Source organism: Boseongicola aestuarii, assembly GCF_900184815.1.
GTDB lineage: Bacteria > Pseudomonadota > Alphaproteobacteria > Rhodobacterales > Rhodobacteraceae > Boseongicola > Boseongicola aestuarii.
On sequence record NZ_FXXQ01000003.1, the window covers coordinates 49,865 to 63,016 of the forward strand.

The 13,152-nt window shown below is 57.1% G+C and carries 14 protein-coding genes and 1 tRNA gene; 3 read left to right on the forward strand and 12 right to left on the reverse strand.

Annotated features, from left to right (window positions below):
- Position 1 precedes the first annotated feature (1 nt).
- The 10 genes from BOA8489_RS06005 to BOA8489_RS06050 all read right to left on the reverse strand — a co-directional run bounded on the left by BOA8489_RS06005 (position 2) and on the right by BOA8489_RS06050 (position 9,090).
- Positions 2 to 1,360, reverse strand: coding sequence for a glutamine synthetase family protein (locus tag BOA8489_RS06005; protein WP_093973114.1), 1,359 nt, complete (start codon positions 1,358 to 1,360; stop codon positions 2 to 4).
- Complete coding sequence (locus tag BOA8489_RS06010) at positions 1,353 to 2,039, reverse strand: type 1 glutamine amidotransferase (protein WP_093973115.1); 687 nt, start codon at positions 2,037 to 2,039, stop codon at positions 1,353 to 1,355. Before BOA8489_RS06010 ends, BOA8489_RS06005 begins: the two co-directional genes overlap by 8 nt.
- Before the next feature lie 146 nt (positions 2,040 to 2,185).
- A complete protein-coding gene (locus tag BOA8489_RS06015) occupies positions 2,186 to 2,986 on the reverse strand; it encodes a cytochrome c1 (protein ID WP_093973335.1) in 801 nt (266 codons plus the stop codon).
- Between the two features lie 14 nt (positions 2,987 to 3,000).
- Positions 3,001 to 4,347 (reverse strand): cytochrome b, encoded by a 1,347-nt coding sequence (gene petB / locus BOA8489_RS06020; RefSeq protein WP_093973116.1) that lies wholly within the window; start codon positions 4,345 to 4,347, stop codon positions 3,001 to 3,003.
- Between the two features lie 11 nt (positions 4,348 to 4,358).
- Entirely contained in the window at positions 4,359 to 4,916 is a 558-nt protein-coding gene (gene petA, locus BOA8489_RS06025; protein WP_093973336.1) for a ubiquinol-cytochrome c reductase iron-sulfur subunit, read from the reverse strand.
- Between the two features lie 257 nt (positions 4,917 to 5,173).
- Complete coding sequence (locus BOA8489_RS06030) at positions 5,174 to 5,776, reverse strand: glutathione S-transferase (RefSeq protein WP_093973337.1); 603 nt, start codon at positions 5,774 to 5,776, stop codon at positions 5,174 to 5,176.
- A gap of 120 nt (positions 5,777 to 5,896) precedes the next feature.
- A complete protein-coding gene (locus BOA8489_RS06035; RefSeq protein ID WP_245813684.1) occupies positions 5,897 to 6,304 on the reverse strand; it encodes a c-type cytochrome in 408 nt (135 codons plus the stop codon).
- Positions 6,305 to 6,353: 49 nt separating this feature from the next.
- Positions 6,354 to 7,637 (reverse strand): tRNA (N(6)-L-threonylcarbamoyladenosine(37)-C(2))-methylthiotransferase MtaB, encoded by a 1,284-nt coding sequence (gene mtaB, locus BOA8489_RS06040; protein ID WP_093973118.1) that lies wholly within the window; start codon positions 7,635 to 7,637, stop codon positions 6,354 to 6,356.
- 1 nt (position 7,638) lies between these two features.
- A complete protein-coding gene (gene dapF / locus BOA8489_RS06045) occupies positions 7,639 to 8,475 on the reverse strand; it encodes a diaminopimelate epimerase (RefSeq protein WP_093973119.1) in 837 nt (278 codons plus the stop codon).
- Between the two features lie 45 nt (positions 8,476 to 8,520).
- Positions 8,521 to 9,090, reverse strand: coding sequence for a COG3904 family protein (locus BOA8489_RS06050; RefSeq protein ID WP_093973120.1), 570 nt, complete (start codon positions 9,088 to 9,090; stop codon positions 8,521 to 8,523).
- Positions 9,091 to 9,235: 145 nt separating this feature from the next.
- On the opposite strand from BOA8489_RS06050, the gene BOA8489_RS06055 reads away from it, so the two are divergent.
- Positions 9,236 to 9,311 (forward strand) — tRNA-Lys (locus BOA8489_RS06055).
- A gap of 163 nt (positions 9,312 to 9,474) precedes the next feature.
- Here BOA8489_RS06055 and BOA8489_RS06060 read toward each other — a convergent pair.
- A complete protein-coding gene (locus BOA8489_RS06060; protein WP_093973121.1) occupies positions 9,475 to 10,035 on the reverse strand; it encodes an MOSC domain-containing protein in 561 nt (186 codons plus the stop codon).
- Positions 10,036 to 10,285: 250 nt separating this feature from the next.
- On the opposite strand from BOA8489_RS06060, the gene cuyB reads away from it, so the two are divergent.
- On the forward strand, positions 10,286 to 10,996 hold the full coding sequence (gene cuyB / locus BOA8489_RS06065) for a cysteate racemase (RefSeq protein ID WP_093973122.1): 711 nt from the start codon (positions 10,286 to 10,288) through the stop codon (positions 10,994 to 10,996).
- 21 nt (positions 10,997 to 11,017) lie between these two features.
- Here cuyB and BOA8489_RS06070 read toward each other — a convergent pair whose 3' ends face one another.
- Positions 11,018 to 11,902 carry a LysR family transcriptional regulator gene (locus BOA8489_RS06070; RefSeq protein ID WP_093973338.1) on the reverse strand — a complete coding sequence of 295 codons (885 nt, stop codon included), beginning with the start codon at positions 11,900 to 11,902 and terminating at the stop codon, positions 11,018 to 11,020.
- A gap of 259 nt (positions 11,903 to 12,161) precedes the next feature.
- Between BOA8489_RS06070 and BOA8489_RS06075 the strand changes: the two genes are divergently transcribed.
- Positions 12,162 to 13,127 carry an ABC transporter substrate-binding protein gene (locus tag BOA8489_RS06075; RefSeq protein WP_093973123.1) on the forward strand — a complete coding sequence of 322 codons (966 nt, stop codon included), beginning with the start codon at positions 12,162 to 12,164 and terminating at the stop codon, positions 13,125 to 13,127.
- Positions 13,128 to 13,152 lie beyond the last annotated feature (25 nt).

Consider the following 13,152-nt stretch of genomic DNA (forward strand, 5'->3'; position numbering starts at 1 on the left):
GTCAGACGTTCAAGAGGAGGTGTTCGCGCTCCCAGGGGCTGATGACTTGCAGGAACTCTTCGTATTCGGTGAGTTTGACGATTTCGTAGACGCGGCAGAATTCTTCGCCGAGAACCTCTCGAAATGGCTTGGCCTCGGAAAACTTGTCGAATGCGTCGAATATGCCGCGCGGAATTTCTTCTTCCGCGTCGTAGGCGTCGCCTTTGTATTCTTCCTTAGGCTCGATCCCTTCGACCATCCCGAGGTAGCCACATGCAAGCGAGGCGGCAATCCCGAGGTATGGGTTGCAGTCCATACCCGGAAGTCGGTTTTCAACCCGGCGGGCCTGGGCGCCCGAGACGGGAACGCGGATGGCCGTCGTGCGATTGTCGCGTGCCCATTCGAGGTTGATCGGGGCAGCGTTATCTTTGACATAGCGGCGGAACGAGTTGACGTATGGAGCGAACAAGGGCGTCGCGGCGGGGATATAGCGCTGAAGGCCACCGATGAAGTGCATGAACTCGGGAGTTTCGTTGCCGTCCTTGTCGGAGAAGATGTTCTCGCCAGTTTCGGTTGAAATGACGGAATGGTGTATGTGCATCGCCGAACCGGGCTCGGTCTGGATTGGCTTGGCCATGAAGGTAGCGAAGCATTCATGGCGCAACGCGGCTTCACGAATGAGACGCTTGAAGTAGAACACCTCGTCGGCGAGTCTTACCGGACTTCCGTGGCGCAGGTTGATTTCAAGCTGTCCAGCGCCGCCTTCCTGAGTGATCCCGTCGATTTCAAATCCCTGCGCTTCCGCGAAATCGTAGATGTCGTCGATGACTGGGCCGAACTCGTCCACGGCTGAGATTGAATAGGCCTGACGCGCGGCGGCGGGCCGCCCGGAGCGTCCTACCATAGCGCGGATTTCCTGACCGGGATCGGTGTTGCGGGCGACGAGGTAGAATTCCATTTCGGGCGCGACGATGGGCTTCCATCCACGGGCAAGATAGAGATCAACAACTCGCTTCAGGACATTGCGCGGTGCAAACGAGACAGCTTCACCTGATTTGGTAAAGGCGTCATGGATGACTTGAAGCGTCCAGTCGGCGGTCCAGGGTGCTGCTGTTGCCGTCGTCATATCAGGGGAGAGAACCATGTCGGGCTCGGTGAAACCCTCTTCGCCCGCGGCTTCACCCCAACCGCCGGTGATGGTCTGAAAGAAGATCGAGTTCGGCAGATAGAATTGCTTTTGGGTCGCGTATTTCGACGCTGGCATGGCTTTGCCGCGCGCAATGCCGGAGAGGTCGGATATGATGCACTCGACTTCGTCAGGCCGATTGCCCTTCAGGTACTTGACCGCGGAGTCGGGGAGTTTGTCCATCCAGTCAGCCATTGTCGTTTCCCTTGAAAAAATTGGCGATGCGCTCGGCCATTTGTGAATTATCGGTGGGTTTGCTTAGTTTCGCGCGGCTTTCGGCGATTCTGTCGTCCGGCACCACACCGGGCGCGCGTATCTCCAGAAGCATTTCAATGTCACGCGTCTGGAATTCAGGGTGTGGCTGAACCGACATCGCGCGGCCTTTGTAGGCGAAGGCTGCGTGTTTGCAGAAGTCACTTGTTGCGATGGTCCGTGCATCGGGCGGCGGTGTCGTGACCTGGTCCTGGTGCCAAGCATTCATGGCCAATGTCGTGCCATCCTCGAACCGATAGTCCACATTTCCGACCGACCAGCCGTGTTCGAATTTCTCGGAATGTCCGCCGAGGGCTTCGGCCATGATCTGATGCCCAAAGCAGATCCCAACTATCGGGACATTGGCCGCGTAGATCTTGCGGATAAACTCTTCAAGGCGTGGGATGAATGGCAGTTCATTATAGGTGCCATGTCGGGAGCCGGAAATGAGCCATCCATCGGCATCGTTGACCGAGTCCGGGAACTCCATGTCGACGACGCTCCAGGTTTTGAAGGTGAATCCGTGTCCGGCAAGCATTTCGGCATAGAGCATACTGTAGTCGCGCAGAGGCGCGCCGTCGCGCTGTGCGAAGTGGCCGCTTTGAAGAATGCCGATCAGCATGAAACACCGGAAAATTGGATTGGAGAGAACCTAGCTTTGAGCGCATGCGCCCGCAAGCATAATTTGATCAAATTAATTGAAGCAGTGATCAAAATGAAAAACGCGCCCCCGCGGGACGGAGGCGCGCTTCAAATAGTCGACCGAGGTTACTCGGCCGGCGTTGTGCCTTTACCTTTGAGCGGTGCCCAGATGCGCTTGTTTGTAAGATACAAGAGCACGCTGAAGATTGTCAGGAACAGAACCGCGATAAAGCCAGCTTCTTTGCGGGCGTTTTGCTTTGGCTCTGCCGTCCACATCAGGAAGGCGGCAACGTCCTGTGCCTGTTGCTCAACGGTGGCTTGGGTGCCGTCTTCATACTCGACGTCGTCGCCCCAAAGTGGCGGACCCATTGCAAGGTAACCGCCAGCGTAGGTGTCGTTTCCATAGAGAACGACGCCGGCTTCTTCGCGCTCAGAACCGTTGTAGCTCGACAGAAGCGAAGCAATATATTCAGCACCACCCATGCCTTTGAACAGCTGGTTGATACCAAGGCCATATGGTCCATGGAAGCCCGCGCGTGCTTTTGCCATCAGGGAAAGGTCGGGCGCGTTTTCAAGGCCGGACTTTGGGAAGTGGTCAGTCGGTGTGGCAGGACGGAAATCGTCGATTACCGGGTCGAACACTTCGTAGAATTCGGCATAGGCGCGTACCTGATCGTCGGGGAGATCTGGACCTCCCGAGTCACCGAGCGTGCGGAACGGCACGTACTGAAGGCCGTGACAGGCTGAACAGATTTCAGTGTAGACCTGAAGCCCGCGCTGAAGCTGCATTTGGTCAAAAGTGCCAAACGGACCTTCAAACGAGAAGTCATAGTCATCGACGTGACCAGCGGCACCGGCTGCGTAGGCAGCGCCACCGGCGACAAGGCCGAGTGCGGTCAGAGCGGAAAGTGTGATCTTGCGGATCATTGTCATTGTTCCTTTCATTCCGCCGGAGTGGCTTCGGCAGCACCGGCACCACCATTTTTCGCGGCTTTGTGGGCCTCGAAGTCGGCTTCGATGGTTTCCGGCTGTGGCAGTGGTTTTTCGATGACGCCGAGCAGTGGCAGGATCACCAGGAAATAGGCGAACCAGTATGCCGAGGCGATCAGCGACAGCGTCGCGTAGGGTTCTTCTGCCGGCATGGCGCCAAGCCACATCAGGAAGAAGAAGTCTACTACCAACAGCCAGAACCACCATTTGAACATCGGGCGATATTTGCCCGAGCGCACGGAGGACGTGTCGAGCCATGGGGCCAGTGCCATAACAACGATTGCGCCGAACATCGCGATCACGCCGAAGAACTTGGCGTCGATGATGCCTCCGGTGAGGAAGTTCGCAGCGATTACGACCCATACGTCGCCGGTGAAGGCGCGCAGGATCGCGTAGAATGGCAGGAAGTACCATTCGGGAACGATGTGCGCTGGCGTCGCGAGCGGGTTCGCTTCGATGTAGTTATCGGGGTGGCCGAGGTAGTTCGGCATGAACCCGACAATTGCAAAGAACACTGCAAGGATAACTGCAAGCGCGAAAAGGTCCTTGATGACGTAGTAAGGCCAGAACGGGACCGTATCCTTCGCAGCGTCTTCTTTCGACGTGCGACGCACTTCGACACCGGTCGGGTTGTTGTTGCCCGTGGTGTGGAAGGCCCAGATGTGCACGACAACGAGGCCGACAATCAGGAACGGCAGGAGGTAGTGCAGCGAGAAGAAGCGGTTCAGTGTGGCGTTGTCCACTGCCGGCCCACCTTGTAGCCATGTCAGGAGCGCATCGCCCACGAATGGGATCGCGCCAAAAAGACCAGTGATCACGGTGGCGCCCCAGAAGGACATCTGACCCCACGGCAGAACGTAGCCCATAAAGGCTGTGCCCATCATAAGAACGAAGATCAGGATGCCGATGATCCATGTAACTTCGCGTGGTTCTTTATACGAGCCATAGTAGAGGCCACGGAAGATGTGAGCGTAAACCGCGATGAAGAACAGAGATGCACCGTTCATGTGCAAGTACCGCAGCATGTAGCCACCGTTTACGTTGCGCATGATGTGCTCAACGCTTGCAAAGGCCATATCAACGTGGGGGGTATAGTGCATTGCAAGCACGATACCGGTGATGATTTGCAGTGCGAGGCAGAAGGTCAAGACGATACCCCAGATCCACATCCAGTTCAGGTTCTTGGGTGTGGGGATCATCAGTGTGTCATAGAGCAATCCGACAACAGGCAGGCGGCGGTGCAGCCACTTTTCGCCACCGGTTTTCGGTTCGTAGTGGTCGTGAGGAATTCCGGCCATCTTTCTCTCCTTTATCCGAGGACGATTGTTGTTTCGTCAGCAAATACTGCCTGAGGGACCAACAGGTTCTCGGGGGCGGGGCCGCGACGAATGCGTCCGGACGTATCGTAGTGCGATCCATGGCATGGGCAGAACCAGCCACCGAAGTCGCCGGCGTCGCCAAGCGGGACGCAGCCAAGGTGCGTACATACGCCGACCTGAACGAGCCATTCGCCGCTTTCGTCAAGCGCGCGGTTCTCGTCGGTGGCAGGCACGTCACCAAGGTTGTTGTTGCGGGCAATCGGATCCGGCAGGTCAGCCAGATCAACGTCGCGCGCCGCGGCGATCTCTTCTTCGGTGCGGCGGCGGATAAATACTGGTTTGCCGAGCCAGAGCACGGTCAGTTGCGATCCGGGGTCAAGGTCGCCAACATCTACGCGAATAGATGAAAGTGCCTGAACGTCCGCGGACGGGTTCATCTGGTTCACAAGCGGCCATACGGCGGCGCCTGTTGCGACGACACCTGCGCCACCTGTAGCGTAATACAGGAAGTCCCGGCGTGTGCCTTCGTGATCATCTGCGTGCGACACGAGTCTCTCCATTCTTATCGGGGCCCTTGATGCCCACCTCGACCGGGCGGAAAGAATCCGCCCGTTTGATGGGGTTATCTACCGTCCTGATCTTTAGTCGTCCAGCGGACAATCGGGCGCAGTCCGCTAAAGAAAAGCAAATCAAGACAAAGATTTGACCTCATTGACCCCAAACCACGTCAGTTTGTCGCAGATTTCAAGATGACTCACCACTGTCGCCGATAAGAAATGTGCCCGCACAGCCATGTTTCCGCGACTCATGCGGGGACGGTCGCCAGCATGGAATCCCGTTTGGCAAAAGTTTCGTACCACGTGGCAAGCGACGTATGGCCGTCGCGCCAGTTTCGGTCCGCGTTTCGCAGATCAAGGTAGCCAAGCGAGCAAGCGACGGAAATCTGTCCCATGGTCACGTTGCCCTGCAGATGGCTCATCCAGCGATCGTCCAGAACATCAAGCGCTCGCGCGATTTTGGACCATTGACCCTCGACCCATTCATCGAACCGTTTCTCCTCGGGGCGCAAACGCCATTCATAGGCCATCAGAAGCGCAGCATCGATGATACCCTCGCCCAAGGCTTCCAGCGTCAGAACTTCGTAGAGGCGGGTTTTCGGATAGAAGTGACCCCCTGAGATGTCATCGAGATAGCGGCAGATCACGCGGCTGTCGTAAATGGCCGGACCGTCGTCACGCAAGAGTGCAGGCACCTTTCCCAGCGGATTCACGTGGATGGTTTCGTCATTGGGAGCCAGTGGCGTGCCGCTGCCTGGCACGAAGGGCACTTGATCGATCAGACCGCTTTCGCGCAGAAGGACCTCGACTTTGCGCACATAAGGCGACGTTGAGCTGTGCATAAGTTTCATGAAATCGACTCCGAATGACGTTTCCATGCACCTTCGTTTGGTCCGTCGCGAAGGTCAACGCGCCAAGGGACCGGACCCGCCGAGGCGGACCCGGTGACATTTAGTTCGGCCCGGCGCCGATTATTGCTGAATGGATTCCAGATACATCGCCAGTGACAAAATCCGTCCACGCGTTTCCAGCACAGAGCCGGTTTGGCCACGATCCACTGCTTCGCTCATGAAAATCTCACCGTAGGTGGGCATCGACCCGCCATGTGCCCTGACACCGGTTCGCCCATCAATAACGTGAATAATGCGAAGCATCGGGAAGGCCCCGGGTTCGGTTTCGTTATTGGCGGAGAGCAGCGTGAGATCCTCTGGCTTTTCCAGCATAAGCTCGGTCAGGGGGCCAGCGCCTTTTCCATTTAGGCCGTGGCAGGTCGCGCAATACTGTTCGTATAGGGCTTGTCCGTAGTCTACATCCTGCGCGGATACCGAAAGCGGCAGCAAAAGCGAAGCAGCTGCGGCGAATAGCTTGGTGAATTGCATGGTCATCCTCCTTGGCATTACAGAGGAATCATATGGTTCTTGCTATCTGTTACAGTTGATTTTTATCAAGATGCTCGGCGGTGGCAGCAAGTGATTGCCCGTCAACACCGAGGATGGCCGCAGACAGTAGAACACCTTCGGCTTGTGGCTGATCAAAGTGGACTTCGGCAAAATGCTCGGTCCGTCCCATGCCGGGGCTTTCCGTCAGGACCATCTGGCGTGTGCCGATTTGCGCTTGGAGATGCTTCTGGGCCGCCGCTTCGCCCTTGGCACGTAGGCGTCGCGCGCGATCCTTGATCGCGCGACCATTCACTTGCGGCATGCGGGCCGCCGGAGTGCCTGGTCGCCGGGAATACGGAAAGACATGAAGCCACGTCAGGTCACAATCGTCGACCAGCTTCAGGGAGTTTTCGAACATCGCATCGGTCTCAGTTGGAAAGCCGGCGATGATATCAGCGCCGAACGTCATGTCCGGACGCAGGCTTTTGGCCTCTGAGCAAAACGCGATGGCGTCATCGCGCAAGTGGCGGCGCTTCATGCGCTTGAGGATCATATCGTCGCCGGCCTGAAGCGAGAGGTGCAGATGTGGCATCAGGTGCGGTTCGGTGGCGATGGCCTCCATCAAGGCAGGGTCTACTTCGATGGAATCGATGGATGATATGCGCAAGCGAGGCAGATCGGGGACCAGTTTGAGGATGCGACGGACGAGGTCTCCGAGTTTGGGGGCGGCTGGCAGATCGGCGCCCCAGCTTGTCAGGTCAACGCCAGTCAGAACGACCTCATTGAAACCCCGATCCACCAGGCGCTTGATCTGGTCGACCACTACGCCGGCCGGGACCGAGCGGGAATTTCCGCGACCGAATGGGATGATGCAAAAGGTGCAGCGGTGATCACAGCCGTTTTGCACCTGAACATAGGCGCGGTGGCGTCCAAAGCCGTCGATCAGGTGACCGGCGGTTTCCGTGACGGACATGATGTCATCAACCTGTACACGCTCGGTTTCGCCGATGAAGTTGGCGGTCTGTTTCCACGTTTCGGGTGCCATTTTCTCGGTATTGCCGAGGATCAGGTCGACCTCGGGCATGTTGGCGAAGCGTTCGGGTTCTGTTTGGGCCGCGCAACCGGTCACAATCATTTTCGCGTTTGGGTTATCACGTCTGAGACGGCGGATTTCCTTTTGACTTTTGCGCACCGCTTCAGCCGTGACGGCACAGGTGTTCACGATCACTGCGTCCGACAAGCCTGCATCACGGGCCATTTCGCGCATGGCCTCGGATTCGTACGCATTGAGGCGGCAGCCGAGAGTGGCAAAGGTCGGAGTCTTGGGGTCCATTTCAGACATGCTCGAGAAAGTCTTGGGTGAGGTGTCCCGAGAACACGTGCGCCGTGGGGCCAGTCATCCAGACACCATCTTCGCGCCAGTCGATTTCGATCTGTCCACCGTCGAGGTCGATCTTGATGTGACGATCGGTGAGACCGCGTCGGACGGCGGCAACGGCTACGGCGCAGGACGAGGATCCTGACGCCAGTGTCACGCCGACGCCGCGCTCCCAGACGCGCATACGCAAATGGTTTGGCGCGACGAGGCTGGCGAACTGGACATTGGTGCGTTCGGGGTAAAGTGGGTGATACTCGATGACAGCTCCGAGGGCTTCAAGCTCAACGGCTTCAGCATCCTCGACGAAGAACGAGCAGTGAGGGTTTCCCATGCCGGTGGCCACCGGATCACCATCGATGGGGAGGTGGAGCGTATCGACCTCGTGAGCCAGTGGGATCGATTGCCAATCCGTGAAAGGCTGACCCATGTTGACGCGTGTCATACCGTCGCCCGCGTCTTCACAAGGCAGCAAGCCGCGTTCGGTTCTGACGATGATGGAGGTCGCGTTACTCTCGGACATGATGAGGCGGGCGATACAGCGTGTGGCATTGCCACAAGCGGACGACTGCGAACCGTCTGCGTTGAAAAAGGTCAGAGCCGCCGTCGCTTCGGCGCAGTTCTCAATGACTGCAAGTTGATCAAAGCCGACGCCGGTATTTCGGTTTCCGATGGCACGCGCCAGATCGGGAGTGACGACGGGTCCGCCGGAACGGCGGTCGATCACGACGAAGTCGTTACCAAGACCGTGCATTTTCATGAACGGCAGGCCAGCAGGGTGAGTCTCGGCGGTCATGGCGCGCGTATACCTTCGCTGCGGCGATCTGCAAAGGTGGCGTAACTATCTACGCAGAATTTCTGTCGCAAGCCGGAGTTCCATCGCCCTTTGGGCCGTCAGTATCCAGATATCATCGAAAGGCACTTTGTATGCTGCTTCGTTCACCGCCCCAAAGCCCAAGCTTCGCCAGTAGGGGCGATCCACAGACAGGCCGAATTCCCGGTCCTCGGCCGCGTGGAGGCCCAGTTCGGCGTCTTCGGCAATGGAGCGTTCGCGTCCTGCGATGAAAATATCGACGCAGGCCGAGATGCAACTGAACAGGACGGCGGTATTGATCTTGTTCGCGGCGATCGTGCGGCCGATCTGATGCGACGCAAGCAAATCGCCTCCGGGACTTTGCGCAATCACCAGACCGTCAATGTCGGTATATTCGGCCAGCGATTGGAAAACATAGGATGTATCTGGCGTGATCTCGCCATCCAGGACAAGAACCTGGCCACCGTCTTCAAGTGTTTCGACAAACAAATTGCCACCGACGGCTTCGGCGCCAGGGCTGACAAGAAGCCCGTTCGGCGAGGTTCCGCAGGCCACGAGACCAAAAAGCATTGCCGAGGCAAGGTAAAATTTCCGCATGATATTCCTAACGGGAGGGGATTGGCTGCGACCGTGGCCGCAGGGAGGGGCTTAAGTCAAGGCGACTTGCTGTCGCTTAGTCTTCGATCGTGGTCTATTTGCCCTTGACGCACCGTCGTGTGCCGTTTACGTCCGGCGCCCGAGTGGGCCGTTAGCTCAGTTGGTAGAGCAACTGACTTTTAATCAGTGGGTCGCAGGTTCGAATCCTGCACGGCTCACCACTGTTTCCCTTTGTAATGAATGCCTTGGCAGGCGCGATAGGTCCGTTTTTGCATGGATGAGCGGCTGATCAAGACGACTGCCCGTCGGGTCGCGGGCATTCGCTCATTCTGGAAACCGCATTCGAAATTATGGAAATGAATCGGTCTTGTGTAGGGCTCTTGTTCAGAGCTTGCTCAGTGTGTCACCAAGACGGACGTCTCCATCTTTAATGACGCGCGCATAAAGTCCGCGCATTCTCATCGCCAGTCCGGGTCCGAAATTGACGAAAACGCAGGCGTCGCGGCCAAAGCGTTCAATGAACAGGTCGCAACCCTTGTTGGGTTGCGTTGTGATTTCGATGACGCCGGTCCCGAGTGCGAGGCGAGTGCCGGGCGGGAGATTTTGGGGCGTCATATCGATATCCACGAAAAAGTTGTTTCCAGCGGCGGGCCAATTCGCGGGGTCGCCTGCGATCGCTTCGGCAGCACGGGTGCTCATGAGGTTGATTTGAACATCCGGATGCGGCGCGCCGGATTCGGTTTTCAGCCAACACCCGCGCGACCAGTGGTCGCCCTGTACGCCTTTGTCAGCGGAGATCCGAACGAGTTCTGGCATTTCCCTGAGCCCATGATCGGGGCGCACAACGATCAAAGCGACGGATGCCGTGTCTTTCGGGGACTCGCCAATGAAGGGTAACGCGGCCTGAAGGTCTGTCCTTGTTCGGTGGCGATTTGTTTCAAGCATCGCGAAATCCTCATGATCCCGAAACAAGAGGGATCGAAAGATGCGTCTGGGTCAAGTTGTAGTTTCGGTTGGGGCGTGTGCGCTCGCCATTCAGGGCCGAGTAATTGCGAGAAGAAGAAGGGCCAATGCAGCAATCGCTTGATTCCGTGGTTGTGGATGGACTTTTGAGAACGCTAGAACTGTGTGTGACACTGGACGTCGGGCGGCTGAGTTCGATGGCCCATCACATTGAAATGGACAGGGCCTGCAAATGCTGACCGGAAATCCCATTGGTGTTCTTGGCGGTATGGGGCCGGAGGCAACGGTCTTATTGCAGCGCAAGCTGATTGACTCGGTTCCTGCGCGTGATGACAGCGATCATATTCCGCTGTTGATCGACATGAACTCGAAAGTGCCTTCGCGTATTGCGCATTTGATCGAGGGAACGGGGGAAGATCCCGGTCCTACACTTGCTGCGATGGCGCAGCGTCTTGAGGTGGCCGGGGCTGTAGCCTTGGTCATGCCTTGCAATACTGCACACTACTATGCACCGGCGATTGTCGAGGCTGTGACCATACCGCTTCTGAATATGGTCGAGCTTGCGGCAGACAGGGCCCTGGCGTTGATCGGACCGGGCGGTGTTGTGGGGATGCTTGCGTCCCCCGCGGTGCGGCGTACGCGCCTTTTCGAGAACGCGCTTGAAGGGCGCGGGCTGCGGGTTGTCTGGCCCAAGGACGATGCGCCCATTCTTGAGGCCATACGTGCGATCAAGGTTATGGGGCCGTGTGATCCCGCGCGACACGCGATGCTGGCGGCATCAGAGGAGTTGCACCTTGCGGGCGCTGCGCTTCAGTTCGTTGCCTGCTCAGAGTTCTCGCTGATTTCGGACAGCGTAGGCGAGGGAATTCACGCAGTAGATACGGTTGATCTTCTCACGTCTGCCATCGTGGATTTCCATGGTGCACTAGAGAAAACGACCTGAGGTCTGGATGACCGGCTGTACTTATAGCTGATCCCAGATATCGCGAGCGGATTGTTCAATCGCTCCGGGGTCGGCGAAAGCCGATATCGTCAACGAAGTACTCCAGTCGGCACCTCCGATCGGGACCAGCGTGCGATTGAGGAGTTCGTCGGAAACCGAGGTTTCGGGCAACCAGGCAAATCCGCCGCCGCGCATTACCCGGCGTTTGATCGTTTCGACCAGGCTGTCCACGTAGATCGTCTCGACATTGAGATTTCGTTTCCCGACGGTGTTTTCGACCACCATCCCGAGGAAGGACGAGGGTTCATAGGCGAGATACGGGATCGGCTCAGTGCCAGGCCTTTCAAGTTCCCATCCCTGCGCTTTTGCGGGACCGGCGGCCGCGACGGGTATCAAAGGGTCAATCTCGAGGTCTTTGCGTGCAAAGGTTCGTTCGTCGATCGTCGGTGATACGGAATGGTGGTAGTAGCACAGCAAGATATCGACGGCACCGGCTGCCAAGAGGTCGCAACAGGTGCTGAGGGAATCGGAGATGACCCTCGTACGAAGGCCGGGAGTCGATCTCTGCATTATTTCGATGCGAGCCGCCAAATAATTAACCGAAATCGTATGAAGCGCAGAGAATCGGATGAATTGTCGATCGCCCCGGTCGGCATCGCGGATCGTTTGTCGGCTTTCAGACAGATGGCCCACGACTTCAACCGCAACCGGCAGGAATTGAATGCCCGCTTCGGTCAGTTGCACTGGATAAGTGTCGCGATTTACCAGCGGAAGTCCGACCCAGCTCTCTAAAGCTTTGATTCTACGACTAAATGCTGACTGTGTTATGTTGCGCTCGGCTGATGCGCGCGTGAAATTGAGCGTTCGCGCAAGGCATTCAAAATCAACGAGCCAATTCAGATCCATCCCGCTTTTCTGCCCGTTGCGTCCTGTTTCACCGGTCTTCGCATCAATATATGCGAAAAATGCATAGTTGTATGAAATGTTCGAATTAGCCACCGGAAAAAGTATTCACCTAGACTTTGAGGCAGGGTCGTTCGGTGTGTGTGGGTCATTGCATTGGTGCGAGGTTTCGCTTTTGGGCAGGCAGCCTGAGCGCACCGGAGACACAAGAAACAATCAGAAATGACGTCGAAAACGGCGCGCTTCAACAGAGGAGAGAACTATGAAGAGAAGTCTGAAAATGCTTGGGCTTGCGACGGCAACGAGTTTGCTTGCGCTGCCCGCGGCGGCGGCTGAGAAAGTCAACATTGGCGTGCCATCATGGACCGGTGCACAGGCGATTGCCTATGTCCTGGGTGAAGTCGTGGAATCGCGCATTGGCGGCACGGTGGATTATATCCCCGGCAACAACGCGACGATTTTCCAGGCGATGGATCAGGGCAATGGCGACATTGACGTCCATCCGGATGTCTGGCTGCCAAATCAGGAAAGCTTCACAAAGAAATACGTCGACGAAGCCGGGACGGTCACGCTGTCATCCAACCCATATCAGGGAAATCAGGGCTTTTGCGTCACCGAGGACTTCGGGAGTGCAAATAACATCACGGACATCGCCGATCTGGGTCGTCCGGATGTAGCGGCGTTGATGGACAGCGACGGAAACGGACTGGGCGAGATGTGGATTGGCGCTCCGGGGTGGGCGTCTGCCAACGTCAACGAGGTCAAGACTCGCGACTATGGTCTGCTCGACTTCATCGAGCCTATTCGTGCGGAAGAAAGCGTGAAAACAGCACGCATCAAGGACAGCATCGCCAAGGGCGAGGGCTATGCGTTCTATTGCTACAAGCCCCATGCCGTATGGTTCATGTTCGACGTCAAGATGCTTACCGAGCCGACGTTTGATCCGGCGAAATATGTGATGGTTCAGCCGTCCGACGACGCCGACTGGTATGAGAAGTCGATGGTTGCGACCAAGGATGCACTGAAAGACGTTCAGATCGCGTGGTCCAATTCGCTGGTTGATCGCTCGCCCGCAATTGCCGAGTTCTTTGCGAACTTTGCGTTGACTGCGGATGATGTCAGCCAGTTGGCTTATGAGATCAGCGCCAATGGTCGTGAACCTGCGGATGTTGCAGAAGAGTGGGTCAACGCGAACTCTGATCGCGTGGACGCCTGGCTCGGTCTCTAAGACCTGAAAGCCAAAGCATATCGAT

Excerpts from the sequence above, each read along its gene's own strand:
- BOA8489_RS06010 (WP_093973115.1), bottom strand. The coding sequence starts at position 2,039 with ATGCTGATCGGCATTCTTCAAAGCGGCCACTTCGCACAGCGCGACGGC.
- BOA8489_RS06015 (WP_093973335.1), bottom strand. The coding sequence starts at position 2,986 with ATGATCCGCAAGATCACACTTTCCGCTCTGACCGCACTCGGCCTTGTC.
- cuyB (WP_093973122.1), top strand. The coding sequence starts at position 10,286 with ATGCTGACCGGAAATCCCATTGGTGTTCTTGGCGGTATGGGGCCGGAG.
- petB (WP_093973116.1), bottom strand. The coding sequence starts at position 4,347 with ATGGCCGGAATTCCTCACGACCACTACGAACCGAAAACCGGTGGCGAA.
- BOA8489_RS06075 (WP_093973123.1), top strand. The coding sequence starts at position 12,162 with ATGAAGAGAAGTCTGAAAATGCTTGGGCTTGCGACGGCAACGAGTTTG.
- BOA8489_RS06005 (WP_093973114.1), bottom strand. The coding sequence starts at position 1,360 with ATGGCTGACTGGATGGACAAACTCCCCGACTCCGCGGTCAAGTACCTG.
- BOA8489_RS06060 (WP_093973121.1), bottom strand. The coding sequence starts at position 10,035 with ATGCTTGAAACAAATCGCCACCGAACAAGGACAGACCTTCAGGCCGCG.
- dapF (WP_093973119.1), bottom strand. The coding sequence starts at position 8,475 with ATGACCGCCGAGACTCACCCTGCTGGCCTGCCGTTCATGAAAATGCAC.
- BOA8489_RS06050 (WP_093973120.1), bottom strand. The coding sequence starts at position 9,090 with ATGCGGAAATTTTACCTTGCCTCGGCAATGCTTTTTGGTCTCGTGGCC.
- mtaB (WP_093973118.1), bottom strand. The coding sequence starts at position 7,637 with ATGGACCCCAAGACTCCGACCTTTGCCACTCTCGGCTGCCGCCTCAAT.
- BOA8489_RS06070 (WP_093973338.1), bottom strand. The coding sequence starts at position 11,902 with ATGGATCTGAATTGGCTCGTTGATTTTGAATGCCTTGCGCGAACGCTC.
- BOA8489_RS06030 (WP_093973337.1), bottom strand. The coding sequence starts at position 5,776 with ATGAAACTTATGCACAGCTCAACGTCGCCTTATGTGCGCAAAGTCGAG.
- BOA8489_RS06035 (WP_245813684.1), bottom strand. The coding sequence starts at position 6,304 with ATGCAATTCACCAAGCTATTCGCCGCAGCTGCTTCGCTTTTGCTGCCG.